Source organism: Alloscardovia sp. HMSC034E08 (genome assembly GCF_001813415.1).
GTDB lineage: Bacteria > Actinomycetota > Actinomycetes > Actinomycetales > Bifidobacteriaceae > Alloscardovia > Alloscardovia omnicolens.
The window spans coordinates 122,850-139,538 of sequence record NZ_KV812468.1; the positions used below are offsets into that span (position 1 = coordinate 122,850).

Below are 16,689 nucleotides of genomic sequence, written 5' to 3' on the forward strand. Positions count from 1 at the left end.
GAGAGAGATGAGGAACTTCGACCAGTGGCTTAGTGAGATGCGACCGAGCATTAATGAGTACAATTTTTATGTCAATTTTGAGAAAGTGTATGCCAATGTAGACTCCATGAAAGTGGAACTCAATATTCTGAATTCTCTAGTTGGTTCTAAAGACATTGAGCAAGACTTTAGGGAAATTTTAAAGAGATATCCTGAAACACTTCGTTGTATTCCTACATTATTGGCTGTTAGGCAGCATGAGATATATGCGCAGGATGAAGAGGGAGCATTTCTATACGATTTTTCTCGGATGAATTACTCCGTGGAGCAGTATATAGCATTTATGAAAAAGACCGGTTTGCTCTCCTTAATAGGAGAGCATATCATCAACAATCTCGTTGATTACTGTCTAGGAATCGAAACAGGGCTCGATAGTAATGCTAGAAAAAACCGGGGCGGTCACCAAATGGAACGCTTGGTTGAAGTGTATCTGAAGAAAGCAGGACTTGAATATTATAAAGAAATGTATCTCACGCAGATAGAACAGACCTGGGGAGTGGACCTATCTGCAATTTCAGCCGAAGGTACATCAACAAAACGCTGGGATTTCGTTGTTAAAACCGACCAGCGGATATATCTGATTGAGACGAATTTTTATTCCAGCGGAGGCTCAAAGTTAAATGAGACGTCACGAAGCTATAAAATGATTGCAGAGGAAGCTAAGAGTATTCCTGATACTGAATTTGTGTGGATTACGGACGGAGGCGGGTGGAAGAGCGCTCGTAGAAACTTACATGAGACTTTCGATGTATTAGAACACCTCTATAACATTGCTGATCTGGAGCGAGGAATATTTAACTCGATATTCGTTTAGTATCAGTTTCCTGGAGTAAATGTGACTAAGAAAATCATCCCCGTCGTAGCTGCTGCTATCGAAAAAGATGGCTTAATTTTCTGTGCTCAACGTGGCAAAGGTAAGGATTTAGAAGGATACTGGGAGTTTCCTGGTGGAAAGATCGAGCAAGGTGAAACTCCTGAAGCAGCATTGGAACGCGAAATTCGAGAAGAGTTTGGCGCGCATATTGAAGTGCTTAGTTACGTGAATGAAGCAACGTACGATTATTCCTTTGGAACTGTCGTTATGAAGACGTATCGCGCTCACCTTGTGTCTGGCGAGTTAAAGCTTCTTGAGCATATGGATTCCAGATGGCTAAAGCCAGCTGATTTGAAAACACTGCAGTGGGCGCCAGCGTATAGGGAAGCGGTGGAGATTCTTAGACAGGAAAATATAGTGTAATAACAAAAAGATTCCTCTGCATATCGTAGAGGAATCTTAAAGAAAAGAGAGAGAAAAGAAGAAGGGGTTAAGTTTTCTTGGGGAAGTGTGTTACCTCCTTGCTTGATGTTTTATATATGACCGCACGAACCTGAGTAACGCCCCGAGGAAAACCTGAAAGAAACCTGAGAGTGTGGTTCGCTTGCGCGTTACTGAGCGTTCTCAAACAGCTCTAGCACATAATCAACGCTCTCCTCGCTCCAATCGCGAATACGAGATCCAGCGCAATCAAGGTTGTAATCTTGCTCGAACACAACAACCTGCTGGTCGGCTGCGCGCAAAACGTCGATATTTGCAGGCAAATCATCGATGTGAACCGTGGCGGCAATCGAATCTTTTAATCCTGCGAAACACAGCGACATATATGGTATCTTGTGCTTTTCGAGCCAACGCGCGGTATCCTGCACGACGCGCTCGTGCCGACCGGACACGAACAAGCGGTGTGTCACAATACGAATGTACACGTGCTCATGCGCTAAACGGTGCAGAACCTGAGTAACACCGGGCAGAGCGAGCAAGTTCTCGTACAGTCCCTCAAGGGCGGCAGCTTTATGGATCTCGATGTACTCTTGCAGGTTGTGGAACGGCCATCCCTCGTTCTCCCATAAAGCGTACGTGTGCATGGGAGGAGTAACGCTCGCGCTCATTAAACCGTGACGCACACAATACTCTTTTACTCCCGCGTTATAATCCGCGCACACGCCGTCGAGGTCGAGGTTTAAAACGCGGTAGCCTTGCACGCCCACACGCTGATTTTCGTACTGTTCAGGAACGCGCTTCGTCATGCTTAATCTCCTCAATCTGCCTCATAATTTCAGCGAGCATCTCTTCCTCGCTTGGCGGCTGCTGAGAATCTGTATCGGCGTCCTCAATCAGCTGTAACTCCGACTGCAGTTCATCCGTGCTCGTTTCCTCAAACTCGTTGAGCTCATGAATATTATCGCGCACATCCTCAATAAAGCAGTTTTCCATATAATGCAGCATCTCTTCAGTCTCGGCGCGTGGGGTAGGAGGCAGAAGAAGAAGCTGCTCGTCCTCGTTAAGCGCATCATTATCGAGCGTCTCCATAAAAGAGCAGAAACTCTCGAGCAGCGTCTTAATAGCCGTAAGCTTGCGCGTTAACGTCGGGCACGAACTGTTCGACCCCGCGTACCAATCCCAGTGATACTCGAGACGGCTCAGATAATCTTTCACCTCTTTAACCGCGCTTTGGCGCACAGCAGCGCTCGCCACAAGATTCACGTGCACGAGCAGGAGCGAGGCAAACTGGCTGACCATCTGCTCGTGCATAATCGTGCGCATAACATCGGCGCGCTTAAGATGCTCAGCGTGCGTGTGCTCGCCCCATGGCAGGAAAATATTGGCAAGATAGTAGAGCTCGCTATAGTCGCGCTTTTCCTGACGCGTTGGAATAAGCACGCTATTATGATGCGCTGCCGCGTTACGAATTTTGCGAGACGGCGTGAATAGACTATCGATTACGTCGCTGAGATTTTTCGAGTACACGTACGAGCGGTAGCTCATAATAAGCGTATGAAAATCCGTAGTTTCCCATAATAGCCAGACCGGCTTCATCTGGGCGAAATCGTACTGCTGAATAAGATTCGACGTGTAAATACTGCGACTGAGCTCGCGACTCACATCATAACGAGGGTTTGCCTTGCGACGATACTCAATGTACGGACGTGTAGCCTCATCGCTATCGTCGTCGAAATGCTCAAGAACGCGGTTAAAGCGGATACGTAAAGCGTGCTCAATATTGCTCGAAAAGTAGTTAATCAGCGAGCGCAAACGGTAATCGAGAATAGACACATCGCGCAGTTGAGCGAAGTCGAGGTTTATAAAAGTATTCGTATCTGGATCGGTTAAGAAATTCGTGGCGAAAGTTTTGAGCTTAAAGAAGTACGTGCTTTCGAGCATAAACGTCTTGGCTTTATTCTCGCTGTAGCGCTCGAATGTAATACCGCGGCGCTTAAAATACTTAATCTGCTCGTCCGTGTTAAGCGTATCGAAATCGTTGTTGAAGTTGTTTCTATACGCATCGCGTGCGCGCTCGCGGGCGCGGAGGAATTTTTCGAGGCGCTGCGATTCTTTGTCTGGTGTGTCTGGAACGTCCATGTTTCTCCCATCGTTTGCTGCTCAAAACGAATCTCTCCTCAATTGTAGAGCTTTAAATGCCACAGCGCGTTCCACCTAGTGGTCATTTTCTGTCTCACCTAGCAATACTGTCCCACTAGGTAAAATAATCAGCCCTGTTTCGCCCTCTTTCTCTCTACAAACGCGAGGGAACACGGTACAGTATCCATGTGAAACTTTTTAGAACGAAATCAATTGAGTCTGCGTTGGCACAAACTCATGCAGAGGGTCATTCCCTCAAACGTAACTTAGGTGTCTGGGATATGGCCATGATGGCTGTGGCAGTATCCGTAGGTGCAGGTATTTTCTCTGTAGGTGCGCAGGTTATCGCGTTCCATGCGGGTCCGGCAGCTATTGTGAGCTTCCTTATCGCAGGTCTTGCCTGCGTGGGTGTGGCGTTCTGCTATGCGGAGTTCGCGTCGATGGTTCCGGCCGCTGGCTCGGCGTATACCTTTACCTACACTACTTTGGGTGAATTTATCGCATGGATTATCGGTTGGGATCTTATCCTCGAACTGCTTATGGCCGCGTCAGTTATTTCCAAATACTGGGGCTTGTACTTCCGCGAATTCTTCCGCCTTATCGGCTTCCCCGTCGAGACGCAGTGGCACGTATCCGAGCACTTTACCATTGACTTCGCGCCAATGGCTATCGTCGCTTTCTTTACCGTTCTGCTTCTTATGGGCACGAAGATTTCCAGCGATTTCGACGCTGTTCTTACCGTTGTGAAGGTAGGCGTCGTCCTCTTTATTATTGTGGCCGGCTTCTTCTACTTTAAAGTTGGCAACCTCACGCCGTTCGTGCCTCCTCAGCAGTCCGTAGAAGCCGTGACCGGTTCCGGCTCGTCCGTACTCACCTCGCTTGAACAGCCGCTTCTGCAGAAAGCTCTCGGCTTGCCAGATACCATGTACGGTTTTGGCGGTGTTCTCTCGGGTGCGGCACTCGTCTTCTTCGCGTTTATCGGTTTTGACATTATTGCGACCGCAGCCGAAGAAGCAAAGGAGCCAAAGCGCACAGTTCCGCTTGGCATTACCATTGGCCTGGGCATCGTTATCTTCCTGTACGTTATGGTTACTCTCGTTACCTCGGGCATGATTTCCTACGATAAGCTCGCTCAGATGAAGAGCCCTTCGCTGGCTGCCGCGTTCGAGCTTGTAGGCGCTGACTGGGCCGCTCAGATTATTTCGTTTGGTATTCTCGTTGGCTTGACCACTGTAGTTATGGTTCTGCTGCTGGGCTTAACCCGCGTCATTTTCGCTATGAGCCGCGACAAGCTGCTGCCAGAAGGCATTTCGCACACCAACAAGCGTGGCGTTCCAGCAACCCTGCAGGTTGTTTCCAGTATTGTTGTTGCGCTGATTGCTTCTACGTTGGATATTAGTGTTCTCGCCGATATGGTGAATATTGGTACGCTGAGCGCCTTCGTACTCGTGTGCGTGGGTGTGCCAATCATGCGCAAGAAGCGTCCTGATTTGGAGCGCGCGTTTAAGGCTCCAGGAAGCCCGTGGTTGCCGCTGATTGTTGCAGCAGTGTGCCTCGTTGTGATGCTTTACCTGTCTGTTCTCACCTGGACTCGATTCCTTGTGTGGCTTGCAGCTGGCATTACCATTTACTTCGCGTATTCCTACAGGCATTCGCGATTGAATGAGAAGGCTTGAGTTTTTTATTAGCACAGTGGTGGGGTAAGTAGCGTTGCGACGGTATTTACCCCACCGCCATACGCCACCTGTTCGCCGCTCGCCCTACCATGGCAATCATGAAGAAAAACACGCGCTCCGTCCTTCTCCTCCTCGCCATTGGCATCGCAGTCGGTATTTTCTCCGGCCTTTTCGGCGTGGGCGGTGGAACGGTTATGGTTCCCGGCTTGCTGCTCTACGGCCTTACGCAGCGCCAAGCATCGGCCACATCGCTCGCAGCCATGCCATTGACAAGTTTGGGTGGAATCATCTCGTACGCATTCGGCGGCCACGTAAATTGGGCGATGGGCGCACTGGTTATTATCGGCACTATCACCGGCGCATGGGTCGGCTCGAAACTGTTGCAAAAACTTTCCGAAAAATTCTTACGCTGGGCCTTCGTTGTATTCCTTGTAGGCATTGTTATTAGCCAATTCTTCGAAAGCCCGTCGCGCATCTCGCACGTCACCGTCACCTGGCTCACCGGTACAGGCATGGTGCTGCTCGGCATCATCTCGGGTGTTCTGTCCGCTCTGCTCGGCGTAGGCGGCGGCGCGGTGCTCGTTCCGGGCATGAGCGTCGTGTTCGGCGCCAGCGATCTGGTATCGCGCGGAACCTCCCTGCTGGCCATGATGCCCGGTGCAATCAGCGGCACTATCAGCAATCTTAAAGCTAACATCGTCGACCTCAAAGCCGCTGGAATTATTGGCGTCGCAGCCATGCTCGTTACCCCTGCAGGCGCGCGGCTGGCAGCTTTTCTCGCGCCAACCATCAACCTGTGGATGTTCAACTTCTTCCTGCTGCTCGTGCTCGTAAAAAGCGTACTATCCGCGCTCAAAGTCTCACATACTGGAAGATAGCTCACGAGCTGAGCTTTTTCTCGCTACGGTTGCCAATAACAGTTCAAAGGAAGACCATTATGACCGCTCAGAGCTCTCAGCCACGTTTCGCGCTCAGCTCTGCCGCGCCCTCTTTCGACTTCGTTCCAACTTGAAGGTCTGACACTCTTTCGTAGGGTCAGAACGCAGCATTCTTTTTACACTTAGGGATACGTGTATTTCCTTGCGTTCTGCATACCATTTTTCGCGCAACATGGCGTTGATTTTATTTCGCTTATCGCATCAACTTCCGCTAACCGCATCGCCATGATCGCGCGCGAGACTCGAGGCTTTATCTATGTTGTCTCCAGTTTGGGAGTGACGGGGGAGCGTGCGGAGATTACCACGGATGTGAGTTCTCTTGTTGCAACGATTCGCGAGAATACGTCCGTTCCGTGTGCGGTTGGGTTTGGAATTTCGATTCCGCAGCAGGCGCATGATATGGTCGCAATCTCGGATGGTGCGATTGTGGGTTCGGCGATTATCCGCTTGATCAAACGGTACGGCACGGAAGCGCCGGCACATATTGGTGCGTTCGTGAAGAGCATGAAGGATGCTTTGTAGGCGCAGTAAATGAGCTGAAATGTGAATCATCTCGCACAGCCAAAATAGGGGTGTGCGAGATGATTTGCATTTTAACTCATTCGTGACACCCAGATTGTCGGAGAAAAAGAAAACCTCGGCGTGCATTCTGCTGCAAGCGTCGAGGTGTAAGAGAAAAGAAGAAGAGGGTTCAATTTTCTTGGGGAAGAATCAGCTCAGCGTCCTTCTGCCTGAAACTCAAGTTCGGGTTCCTGTGCGGTTTTCCTTGCATGATTTATATATAACCGTCCGAAGCTGAACAACACCCCAAGAAGAACCTGAGAAAAGTCTGAGAAAAATGTAATCTCAGTGTGAAACTGTGCGCTCGATCACATGCGATGGGGTACGTTTTGAGCTTTAGCTTTTACAGCTGTTGATTATCTGTACTCGGTAAAGCTTTTACCAGGCTTTGTATGAGGGTTCTGACTGCTGTAACGTGTATCGCTGTCTATAGCTGTAACAGTTAAAGAGGTCAACTTCACACGAGAAGTCACGTGCAAAAGCTGCCACAAAGCGAACGTTCACAAACAGCCATTTTCCGTGGCAACCTTTGCGCGCGCGGTCAGATGTAAAAGCTGCAACAGCAAACCCTAGCTACACCACAGGTGGCGCGAGGCGAATCCTTCGCAAGCCGAGCCATATAAATCTCTCGGCGTGTCGCGCTAGTCAAATATTTAGGTAAACGATATACTAAAAATCATTAATACAAGGTTGTACTAGCTCAAATTACTTACTTTTACTTACGTTCCATTTACTCGAAACGGTTAAATCTCCAATGATGAGGAAGCAGTAAGTATGAGTTATATCTAAACGGGAGGCAGCATATGGCGCACGCCGACAATCCATCAGCATTATCCGCGCGTATCGTAGCGGACGATGAATTCGAACTCTCTGAAGTTCCAAACCGCATCTTCGGATCTTTCGTAGAGCATCTCGGACGTTGCGTATACGAGGGAATTTACGAGCCGGGTCATCCAAGCGCGGACGAAAACGGCTTCCGTCAAGATGTTATCGAGCTGGTACGCGAACTGGGTGCCACAACGATCCGCTATCCGGGCGGAAACTTCGTCTCTGGCTATCGCTGGGAAGATGGCGTCGGTCCAGTAGAACAGCGTCCTCGTCGTCTTGATACAGCATGGCATTCGACCGAAACGAACGAGTTTGGTCTGCACGAAATGGATGCATGGCTTAAGAAGGTGTCCGTCGATGGTAAGCCAAACGAGCTGATGGAAGCCATCAATCTTGGTACACGCGGTCTGCAAGAAGCTTTCGACATCGTGGAATACGCCAATATTCCTGGCGGAACCAAGCTATCGGATGAGCGCAAAACAAACGGTGCCGAAGAGCCATTCGATATTCGCCTCTGGTGCTTGGGCAACGAAATGGACGGCTCATGGCAGCTCGGTCATAAGTCGGCAGAAGATTACGGTGTGCTAGCGGCTGATGTTGCGCGCGGTTTGCGTCAAATCGATCCAGACTTGCAGCTAGCGGTGTGCGGTTCGGCGGCTCACGATATGCCGACCTTCGGTCAGTGGGAAGAAACCGTGCTTGAACACACATACGATCTGGTGAACTTCCTGTCGTGCCACGCCTACTATGAGCCAGCTCATTACGATGGCGATCTGCAAAGCTTCATGGCATCCGGCGTCGATATGGATCGCTTTATTAAGGAAGTGGGTGCCATTATCGATACTGTGAAGGCGAAGAAGCGCAGTAATCACGACGTATATATTAGCTTCGACGAGTGGAACGTGTGGTATCAGAGTGCTGAGCCAAGCAAGGTACCTCAAGGTATTGGAAATTGGCCGGTTGCGCCACACCTGCTCGAAGATGTGTACAACGCGATGGATGCTGTCGTCTTCGGTGATCTTATGATCACGTTGCTCAAGAACGCAGACCGCGTAAAGGCTGCCAGCTTAGCACAGCTGGTGAATGTGATTGCTCCAATCATGACTCAAAAGGGTGGCGACGCATGGCGTCAAACGACCTTCTACCCATTCGCCTTAACCGCCAAGCTCACCAAGGGCGGAACGGTTTTGGAGCCAAAGCAATCATCTACTCCAATCGCTGTAAAGGCGTACGGGGAAGTAGAGTCAGTAAATTCTGTAGTCGTAAAGCGCGAAGACGGATCGCACGTTATTCTCCTGACGAACCGTTCGCTCGAGCAGGCTGCAGACGTAGAAATTTCGTTGCCTCACGCAGGATTTAGCACTGTAGAAGCAACAACGGTGCACGACGACGACATCTACGCAGCCAACACTGCAGACGATCACAATCGCGTAACACCATCTCGCAACACCTCCGCTCAACTCGACGAGCAGGGCGCGCGAGTAACTCTTACTTTGCCAGCAGTGTCGTGGACGGCTGTGGAAGTGAAATAACAGTAGTGAAGTAAGAGAAAGACAAAGAGGACAAAGGAGTACTCGATGCAATTGAAGAAGGTTCTAGCCGGTATTGCTGCTGCTAGTTTGGCAATCGGTTTGGCTGCATGTAGCCCATCTGCTTCAAACAGTTCCCAAAAAGAAGGAACTGATGCTCACAAGAACGATTCTGCGAGCTGCCAGAATAAGGTAAAGAAGGAAGGCGTAGAAAAAGTTACGGTGTGGGCATGGTACCCAGCCATCGAACAGATTGTCGATAACTTCAACGAAACGCATGACGATGTGCAGGTTTGCTGGAACAATGCTGGTCAGGGTAGCCCAGAGTATGTAAAGTTCCAGAACGCTATTAAGGCTGGCAAGGGCGGCCCAGACATTATTCAGCTTGAATACGAAGCGATGCCTCAGTTTGTATCGGGTGCACAAAAGCACTTGGTAGATTTGAGTAAGTACGGCATGGATAAGTACAAGAGCGAATATACCGAGGGTGCGTGGAACGGCGTAACCGTTGGTGGCGGTAGCTCTGTCTACGGCATTCCTGTGGATTTGGGTCCATTCGTTATGTATGTGAACCAGCCAGTATTCGATAAGTACAACCTGAAGGTTCCAACAACGTGGGAAGAATTTGCTCAGGTTGGTCGCGACTTAAAGGCTGCGGGCTTCGAAGGATATCTGTCTGACTGGAACCCGAACGGTACCGCTGTGAACATGGCTTTGTTCGCACAAAAGGGTGCTAAGCCATACACCTACTCTGCAGAAAAGGCAGATCAGGTAGGCATCGACTTTAACTCCGAGGGCGTGAAAGACGTTATGGAGTTCTGGCAGGGGCTTGTTAAGGAAGGCCTCGTCGATACTACAGACGCAAACACCACTGATTGGAACACTTCCATGGTGTCGGGTAAGTACGCTCTGTATGTTCAGGCTTCTTGGCTCGGCGGTTATTTGAAGGGCTTGGACGGTTTTGAGCAGGGCATCTTCCGCTTGGCTAAGGCTCCAGTGTGGGATGATTCCACTCCTGCTGTAAACCAGGGTGGTTCTGCATGGGCAGTAACAGATCAGGCTGCAAACACGAAGGTTGCAGCACAGGTGGCACACGATCTCTTCGACTCCGATAAAGCTCAGAAGATTGGTGTAACAACAGCAGGTCTATTCCCAGCATGGAACAAGATGCTCGAATCCGACTTCTTTAAGAATCTGGAAGATCCATTCTTCGGCAACCAGAAGATTAACGAAGTAACTATTCCAACGGCACAAGCGTACAAGGGCGAAGACTTCCTTCCATTCCAAACTTACGCTTATGACGCACAGACCAAGGCCTTTACCAGCATTGTGCGTGACGGCAAAGATGCTAAGAAGGGTCTTGCAGATCTAACCACATCTCTCAATGACTACGCTAAGCAGCAAGGCTTTACCACCAAGTAAAACCTCGTTCGCATAGTTCCTTTCCAATAGAGTGGGGCGGCTCGCCTCGTGCGGTTTCTCCATCCGCCCCACATTTCCTTACTTTTCCTTCACCGCATTCAATGGCGAATGAAAGCTTGAGAGGACATTAAGGTGAAAAATACAAATACCCAAGTTAAAAGTTTGAGTCGCCAAGGCTTGTGGGGCTGGATCTTTACCGCTCCGTTCCTCATTATTTTCGTACTCTTCCTTGTTATCCCGCTCGTTTACGCGTTTATTGTGTCTCTGTTTACGTACACGCAGGTTCACGGTGAGCACTTCTCGGGATTAGCAAATTATCAGCGCGTTTTTACCGATAAAATTTTCTTGACCGGTTTAGGCCGCGTTATTATCTACACAATTGTTATGGTTCCGGTTCAGCTCGGTTTAGCATTGATTTTTGCTTTGCTGATGGATTCGTTAAAGAATCGTTTCGCTTCTGTGAGCCGTTTGGTTATCTTCTTACCGTATGCAGTTCCAGGCGTTATCGGTGCGCTCATGTGGGGCTTTATGTATTCCAAGAACATGGGGCCGTTTACCACAATCTTCGAACTGTTTGGTCTTCCAGCTCCAGAAATCTTGAGCTCTCAAGGAATTTTCGGTGCTTTGGTTAACGTGGTTACTTGGCAGTGGACTGGCTACTATATGGTTATTCTGTATTCCGCACTGCAATCTATCTCACCGAGCTTGTATGAGTCGGCTCGCATCGACGGTGCTAACGAATTTAAGATTGCAACGCGCATTAAAGTACCGATGGTATCGGGTTCGCTGGTTATGGTCACTATCTTCTCGCTGATTGGTACCCTTCAGTTCTACACGGAGCCAAATGTTTTGCGCAACCAAGCGCCAACAATTATTCAGCCAGAATATACGCCGAACATGTATGCACAGGCGTTGGCTTTCAACTACAACCAAACAAATTACTCGGCAACCGTATCGTTTGCGCTCGGATTTATCGTTGTTATCTTCAGCATGATCTTTATGCGCTTAACTCGCAAACAGTCTGGATTGGGGGACTAAGATGGCTCAGGTTCCAGCACATAAAATTAAGAAGCAGCCTCGTGCCTTTACCGTTGGCGTGCTTGTTGTAGCTTGCATCTACTTTATTGTTCCAGTTTGGTGGCTGTTTGTGGCGGCTACGAAAACAAACTCTGGTCTGTTCTTCGGTGCACATGGTAGCTTGTGGTTCGATAAGAAATTTGCCTTATGGGACAATATTGTTGCACTTACGAATTATCAGGGTGGTATCTACTGGCGTTGGATCTTAAATTCCTTCTTCTACGCATTCGTAGGGGGCTTCCTGGCCACAGCAGTTGCTGTTTTCGCTGGGTATGGTTTTGCAAAATACCGTTTCCGCGGCAAGAACCTCTTCTTTAATATCGTGCTCGGTGCATTAATGATTCCATCGACAGCTCTGGTTATCCCAACCTTCTTGCTCATGAGCAAATTCGAGCTGACCGATACCATTTGGGCAGTTCTGCTTCCAAGTATGCTCAATCCGATGGGTGTATACCTTATGCGCATCTACTGTCATGAATCACTGCCAGACGAAATGATTGAAGCAGCCCGCGTGGATGGCGCGAATGAAATGTACACCTTCTTTAAGGTCTCGCTGCCAATCATGCGTCCAGCTGTAACAACCGTTTTCCTCCTGTCGGTTGTAGCCGCGTGGAACAACTACTTCCTGCCACAGGTAGTGCTTACCAGTCAAAAGCTCTTCCCAATCACCGTAGGTCTTACGAATTGGCAGGTGAAGTCTCAAGCAGGTGCAGCATCTGAACAGGTGTGGAACTTGGTAACATCGGGCGCGTTCCTATCTATTGTGCCAATGATTCTCGCCTTCCTCTTCCTGCAACGCTACTGGATAGGCGGCTTAACCGCCGGTTCGGTGAAGGCATAAACAATCTTCTCTTCCCTTTTCTCCTCCATTCGAGGGCATGCTACTGAGCGTGAGCTTGATGGCATGCCTTGCTTTCCTAAGGACTGGGGTAAAGAGTTCACTATATACTAAACACAAATGGCCCATGCCATTGAGCGTATCCAGAAAACGAGGGATTCTCCGATGTCTAATAGAGTTACCATCACCCAAGTGGCTCAAGAAGCCGGTGTTTCCATTAAAACTGTCTCGAACGTGCTCAATAACACGGGCAATATGCGTCCCGAAACGCGCGAACGTGTGCGCGAGGTTATGAACAAACTGGGCTACCAGGTTAACCTCGCCGCGCGCAGTATGCGTACCGGCGCCACTAAACTCATCGGCCTAGGCATAGCGGATTTCTCGCAGCCGTTTAACCCCTACCTCACCGACAGCATTATTCAGGCGGCGCGCTCGCGAGGCTACGGCGTTCTCACGAGCACATACGGCTACCATAATCAGGATGTTGAGTCGATTGTTAACGAAACGCATCAGCTACCTGCAGATGGCTGGATTTTCTTCACTGGTCAGCCGGTTAAAGAGGATTCGGTTATTTTCCAACAGACGTATCCGGTTGTGCTCGCCTCAGATTTTAACGCTTTCGATAAAGTCGACAGCGTCACCATGCTCAGCTACGAGGGCGTGTGCGGGGTTGTTGAGCGCTTGCTGGTCGCCGGAAAGAAACGCATCGCTTTTGCTGGCGCGCCGCTTCGCAACAACTTAGAGAGCGAGGCTGATTACGTTGCGCGCATTAAAGCCTCCGAGTTCGGTACGGTAGACATGCGTTCGCGCGCGTACATCGATACGCTCGAAAACGCAGGGCTTGAGCTTGACTCCCGCTACCTGCTGCACAGTGAATTTTTGGATCACAAGAACGGTGCTCAGCTCGTCAAGGATCTGCTCGCTGCCGTTGAGCAGGGCAAACTCGAAATGCCGCAGGTTATGGTGTGCGCCAACGACGCTCTTGCTTTCGGCATGATTCACGAGCTTGCTAAAAATAATATTGCTATTCCTGGCGATGTAGAGCTGGTCGGTTTCGATAACGTTCCCGAAGCTCATTATTCTAATCCAACGCTCACCACCATTAATCCTCATGTGGATGATTACGCTGAACATGCTGTGAACTTTTTGATTGAGCGCATTGAAGGCTATAAAGGTTCAACACGGCGTTATTCGTCACCGTGTACTGTAGAAGTGCGGCAGTCATGTCAACTGTAAAAATGTTATAAAATAACTGTAAGAAAACTGTAAAGTAAAGCGCGAGTCAATATTCAATGGCGAATATCGACTCGTTTGTTTGAAGCTTTAGAGATTCTGTGCGCAGTTTTAGTCGCGTACTAAGCGAATAGGATTCTTGTAATCCTTGCGACGAGAAGCGCGGTACAGCACAAAACGGTGACCGATGGTCTGCACAACCGCGGCACCCGTTTCCTCGGCCAGCTCGGCAGCAGCTTCTTTTGCAGTCAGCAAAGAACCTTCCTGCAGCTGGCCTTTAATCAGCTCATGATCATCGAGAAGCTGTTCTGTCTGAGACAGAACGGTTTCGGTAATATTGTTTTTTCCAATCAGTAAGAGCGGGCTGAGCTGATGAGCTAAACCGCGCAACTGCTTAATCTGAGGTTTTGTTAAAGTCGTCATGTATGCCATGGTACGGCATATCTCATAAAACCGCGCGCATACGCGCAAAAACGGGGCTGTGCGCTAAACTGTAGCCTGTGAAAATTTTTAGAACAAAATCAATTGAATCAGCCGTTGAACAAACGCATGCTGAGGGGCACTCGCTGAAGCGCGAACTGGGCGTGTGGGATTTGGCCACGATGGCTGTGGCCGTTGCTGTGGGCGCGGGCATCTTCTCTATCGGTGCGCAAACTATTGCCTTCCATGCAGGTCCGGCTGCCATTATTAGCTTTATTATTGCTGGTGTTGTGTGCGCGGGTGTGGCGCTGTGCTACGCGGAGTTCGCTTCCATGGTTCCGGCTGCAGGCTCGGCATACACGTTTACCTACACAACCCTGGGCGAATTTATTGCGTGGATTATCGGCTGGGATCTTATTTTGGAGATGCTTATGGCCGGTTCGGTGGTCTCCAAATATTGGGGCGTTTATCTGCACGATTTCCTGCGCTTAATAGGCATAAATATAAACACAACGTGGCAAGTTTCCGAGCATTTTTCGATTGATTTTGCGCCATTTGTTGTGGTTATGTTCTTTACTGTGCTTCTGCTCATCGGCACGAAATTATCGAGCCGCGTCGATGCAGCGCTTACCGTGCTGAAGGTGGGTGTTGTTCTCTTTATTATTATTGTCGGCTTCTTCTACTTTAAGTCTAGCAATCTCGTACCGTTTATTCCTGAATCTCAGGCAGCTGTATCGGTAGGGACGGGCGCGGTGTCTGCCAACCTTGAGCAGCCGCTGATTGCGTGGGCAACCGGTCAGCCGGTAACCATGTACGGTATCGCCGGCATCTTCTCCGGTGCGGCGCTTGTGTTCTTCGCTTTCCTTGGTTTCGATGTAGTGGCCACCGCCTCGGAGGAAGCCAAAGATCCGAAGCGCACCATTCCTCGCGGCATTACGCTCGGCTTGGGCATGGTGATTGTGCTCTATATTCTTGTGGCTATCGTTACCTCGGGTATGGTCTCCTACAAGGTTTTGGCCAAGCAGGGTAGCCCTTCGCTGGCTTCCGCGTTTGAGCTCGTGGGCGCTAACTGGGCCGCAACCATTATTTCCTTCGGCATTGTGATTGGTTTAACCACTGTTGTTATGGTGCTTCTGCTCGGTTTAACGCGCGTTATTTTTGCGATGAGCCGTGACGGTTTGCTGCCTCGCGGTCTTTCGCACACCAACGCTAAGGGTATTCCTGCTCGCTTGCAGATTTTGGTAGGCCTGGGCATTGCGATTATCGCCTCCACTTTGGATGTTGCCGTGCTCGCAGACATGGTGAACATTGGTACGCTCAGTGCTTTCGTGCTCGTATGCGTGGGTGTTCCGATTATGCGCCGCCGTCGTTCCGATTTAGACCGCGCTTTCCGCGTGCCAGGAAGCCCATGGTTCCCGCTGATTATGGCGCTGGCTTGTTTGGTCGTTATGGTGAACCTGTCCGTGCTCACATGGATTCGCTTCGCCGTCTGGCTGGCTATCGGAATCTCGATTTACTTCCTCTATTCCTATAGACATTCGCAGTTAGATTCGGTGAAGTAGCGCTAAGGCCTGGCTCGTGGGAGCTGGGCCTTTTACTCTAAGAGATAAAGCGCGCCGAATATAACAGGCTGATGCAACAGATAAATGATCAACGAATGCCTACCCATCCAACGCAGTGCGCGGCCAAGAGCGCCCGTGTAATCTACGGATAGAAGCGCTAAGCGGTTCGTACGAGCAAGAGTATTAAAAGCACAGTAGCCGGCAATCATAACTAAAACATAAGGAATAAGAGGGTAGTAGTCCGAGGATATAAAGTCCGACGGTGGGAAGCCAAAGAAGGCAGTTACATCGTTGCGATACAAAGCGTCGGGCAGATCGATGCCCCAAATAGTGCCGCGCTGAGCGTCAAAGAAGAAAGTGTAAAGAGCTAGAGAAACAACGAAACCGAGCGTGCTTGCCCGTCCTGGCAGAACGCGGTCGAGTGCCCACAAAACAATCATGCCGCAGCCTAGCAGGTTCAGAACGCCGAAGCGAACCGGGTCTTCGGGAATAGCGAACCATGTAATCAGGCTAATAACAGCGCTCCAGGCAATCAGCTGCAGACCTTTAACAAGGTGACGCGAACCGAGCGTAAAGCTCATACCAGCAATAAATATAAAAGTAAAGCCGATATATTGCGGAATCCAAGTGACCGTCGGTTCGAAAAGGGTGCGATGCCAAGGTCCAGAAAAATCAGTCTCCCATAGTGTGACAAAATCCCAAACGGTGTGGTAGGCAATCATGCAGATAACTGCTAAACCGCGCAGCCAATCGATAACGAGGTATCGCGGGCGTTCTACAGAAGTGCTGCTTGCCACTCGCTCTCCTTAAAACCTACCGCAACAAAATGACCATCGGCATCGATAACCAGCGGGCGCTTGCACAGCATGCCATCGGTAGCTAGCAGTTCTACAGCCTGCGCGCGCACCTGATCGGCCGAGAGGTTCTTCTCCCAATCGTCAAGCTGATCTTTAACATGCGCAGAACGGTAGACCATACCCGAAGTGTTAAAGAAGCGACGGATGCTGAGATTGCTTTCTGCCGTCCATTGGGAGAGCTCATCGGTTGTTGGGTTCTCCTCGATAATGCTTCGCCACGTGTACTCGATATTGTGCTCATCGAGCCAGGCGAGAGCTTTCTTGCAGGTGGAGCAACGCGGATGACACAAAACGGTGTATGAAGCGCTCATCGCG

16 protein-coding genes are annotated in these 16,689 nt (G+C 49.8%); 11 read left to right on the forward strand and 5 right to left on the reverse strand.

Translation table 11 applies throughout. The features are described 5' to 3' along the window. Positions 1-7: 7 nt before the first annotated feature. Both HMPREF2909_RS01960 and HMPREF2909_RS01965 read left to right on the forward strand, forming a co-directional pair. Entirely contained in the window at positions 8-853 is an 846-nt protein-coding gene (locus HMPREF2909_RS01960) for a type II restriction endonuclease (protein ID WP_071415025.1), read from the forward strand. Between the two features lie 21 nt (positions 854-874). Beyond that, positions 875-1,276 (forward strand): (deoxy)nucleoside triphosphate pyrophosphohydrolase, encoded by a 402-nt coding sequence (locus HMPREF2909_RS01965; RefSeq protein ID WP_071415026.1) that lies wholly within the window; start codon positions 875-877, stop codon positions 1,274-1,276. Positions 1,277-1,464: 188 nt separating this feature from the next. Here HMPREF2909_RS01965 and HMPREF2909_RS01970 read toward each other — a convergent pair whose 3' ends face one another. Beyond that, positions 1,465-2,100, reverse strand: a complete 636-nt coding sequence (locus tag HMPREF2909_RS01970; RefSeq protein WP_071415027.1) for a 5' nucleotidase, NT5C type — start codon at positions 2,098-2,100, stop codon at positions 1,465-1,467. After that, positions 2,081-3,433, reverse strand: a complete 1,353-nt coding sequence (locus HMPREF2909_RS01975; protein ID WP_071415028.1) for an Abi family protein — start codon at positions 3,431-3,433, stop codon at positions 2,081-2,083. The genes HMPREF2909_RS01970 and HMPREF2909_RS01975 overlap by 20 nt, the downstream gene beginning before the upstream one ends. Positions 3,434-3,621: 188 nt before the next feature. Here HMPREF2909_RS01975 and HMPREF2909_RS01980 point away from each other — a divergent pair, with 188 nt between their 5' ends. From HMPREF2909_RS01980 to HMPREF2909_RS02015, 8 genes are all read left to right on the forward strand, one after another. Continuing rightward, on the forward strand, positions 3,622-5,109 hold the full coding sequence (locus HMPREF2909_RS01980) for an APC family permease (protein ID WP_071415029.1): 1,488 nt from the start codon (positions 3,622-3,624) through the stop codon (positions 5,107-5,109). A 68-nt stretch (positions 5,110-5,177) separates the two neighbouring features. Beyond that, positions 5,178-5,987 carry a sulfite exporter TauE/SafE family protein gene (locus tag HMPREF2909_RS01985; RefSeq protein WP_373604532.1) on the forward strand — a complete coding sequence of 270 codons (810 nt, stop codon included), beginning with the start codon at positions 5,178-5,180 and terminating at the stop codon, positions 5,985-5,987. 192 nt (positions 5,988-6,179) lie between these two features. Continuing rightward, positions 6,180-6,569, forward strand: a complete 390-nt coding sequence (locus HMPREF2909_RS01990; protein ID WP_084797206.1) for a tryptophan synthase subunit alpha — start codon at positions 6,180-6,182, stop codon at positions 6,567-6,569. An 842-nt stretch (positions 6,570-7,411) separates the two neighbouring features. Continuing rightward, on the forward strand, positions 7,412-8,968 hold the full coding sequence (gene arfA / locus HMPREF2909_RS01995) for an arabinosylfuranosidase ArfA (protein WP_071415031.1): 1,557 nt from the start codon (positions 7,412-7,414) through the stop codon (positions 8,966-8,968). A 45-nt stretch (positions 8,969-9,013) separates the two neighbouring features. Beyond that, positions 9,014-10,387: an ABC transporter substrate-binding protein gene (locus tag HMPREF2909_RS02000; RefSeq protein ID WP_071415032.1), complete on the forward strand. Its 1,374-nt coding sequence runs from the start codon at positions 9,014-9,016 to the stop codon at positions 10,385-10,387. A 132-nt stretch (positions 10,388-10,519) separates the two neighbouring features. Then, positions 10,520-11,425, forward strand: coding sequence for a carbohydrate ABC transporter permease (locus tag HMPREF2909_RS02005; protein WP_148130779.1), 906 nt, complete (start codon positions 10,520-10,522; stop codon positions 11,423-11,425). Position 11,426: 1 nt separating this feature from the next. Continuing rightward, a complete protein-coding gene (locus HMPREF2909_RS02010; protein WP_071415034.1) occupies positions 11,427-12,305 on the forward strand; it encodes a carbohydrate ABC transporter permease in 879 nt (292 codons plus the stop codon). A gap of 162 nt (positions 12,306-12,467) precedes the next feature. Then, positions 12,468-13,538, forward strand: a complete 1,071-nt coding sequence (locus tag HMPREF2909_RS02015) for a LacI family DNA-binding transcriptional regulator (protein WP_071415949.1) — start codon at positions 12,468-12,470, stop codon at positions 13,536-13,538. A 108-nt stretch (positions 13,539-13,646) separates the two neighbouring features. Here the strand turns inward: HMPREF2909_RS02015 and HMPREF2909_RS02020 are convergent, their stop codons facing one another. Further along, positions 13,647-13,958, reverse strand: coding sequence for a YhbY family RNA-binding protein (locus HMPREF2909_RS02020; RefSeq protein WP_071415950.1), 312 nt, complete (start codon positions 13,956-13,958; stop codon positions 13,647-13,649). Between the two features lie 77 nt (positions 13,959-14,035). On the opposite strand from HMPREF2909_RS02020, the gene HMPREF2909_RS02025 reads away from it, so the two are divergent. Continuing rightward, on the forward strand, positions 14,036-15,517 hold the full coding sequence (locus HMPREF2909_RS02025; RefSeq protein ID WP_071415035.1) for an amino acid permease: 1,482 nt from the start codon (positions 14,036-14,038) through the stop codon (positions 15,515-15,517). A gap of 32 nt (positions 15,518-15,549) precedes the next feature. Here HMPREF2909_RS02025 and HMPREF2909_RS02030 read toward each other — a convergent pair whose 3' ends face one another. Continuing rightward, complete coding sequence (locus HMPREF2909_RS02030) at positions 15,550-16,314, reverse strand: acetyltransferase domain-containing protein (protein WP_071415036.1); 765 nt, start codon at positions 16,312-16,314, stop codon at positions 15,550-15,552. After that, the gene (locus HMPREF2909_RS02035; RefSeq protein WP_071415037.1) at positions 16,293-16,685 is read right to left on the reverse strand and encodes an arsenate reductase family protein; all 393 of its coding nucleotides are present in this window, start codon (positions 16,683-16,685) and stop codon (positions 16,293-16,295) included. Before HMPREF2909_RS02035 ends, HMPREF2909_RS02030 begins: the two co-directional genes overlap by 22 nt. Positions 16,686-16,689 lie beyond the last annotated feature (4 nt).

Bases quoted from the DNA above. Each gene is read 5' to 3' on its own strand.
- HMPREF2909_RS02010 (WP_071415034.1), top strand. From the start codon at position 11,427: ATGGCTCAGGTTCCAGCACATAAAATTAAGAAGCAGCCTCGTGCCTTT.
- HMPREF2909_RS02000 (WP_071415032.1), top strand. From the start codon at position 9,014: ATGCAATTGAAGAAGGTTCTAGCCGGTATTGCTGCTGCTAGTTTGGCA.
- HMPREF2909_RS01970 (WP_071415027.1), bottom strand. From the start codon at position 2,100: ATGACGAAGCGCGTTCCTGAACAGTACGAAAATCAGCGTGTGGGCGTG.
- HMPREF2909_RS01975 (WP_071415028.1), bottom strand. From the start codon at position 3,433: ATGGACGTTCCAGACACACCAGACAAAGAATCGCAGCGCCTCGAAAAA.
- arfA (WP_071415031.1), top strand. From the start codon at position 7,412: ATGGCGCACGCCGACAATCCATCAGCATTATCCGCGCGTATCGTAGCG.
- HMPREF2909_RS01960 (WP_071415025.1), top strand. From the start codon at position 8: ATGAGGAACTTCGACCAGTGGCTTAGTGAGATGCGACCGAGCATTAAT.
- HMPREF2909_RS02015 (WP_071415949.1), top strand. From the start codon at position 12,468: ATGTCTAATAGAGTTACCATCACCCAAGTGGCTCAAGAAGCCGGTGTT.
- HMPREF2909_RS02035 (WP_071415037.1), bottom strand. From the start codon at position 16,685: ATGAGCGCTTCATACACCGTTTTGTGTCATCCGCGTTGCTCCACCTGC.
- HMPREF2909_RS02020 (WP_071415950.1), bottom strand. From the start codon at position 13,958: ATGACGACTTTAACAAAACCTCAGATTAAGCAGTTGCGCGGTTTAGCT.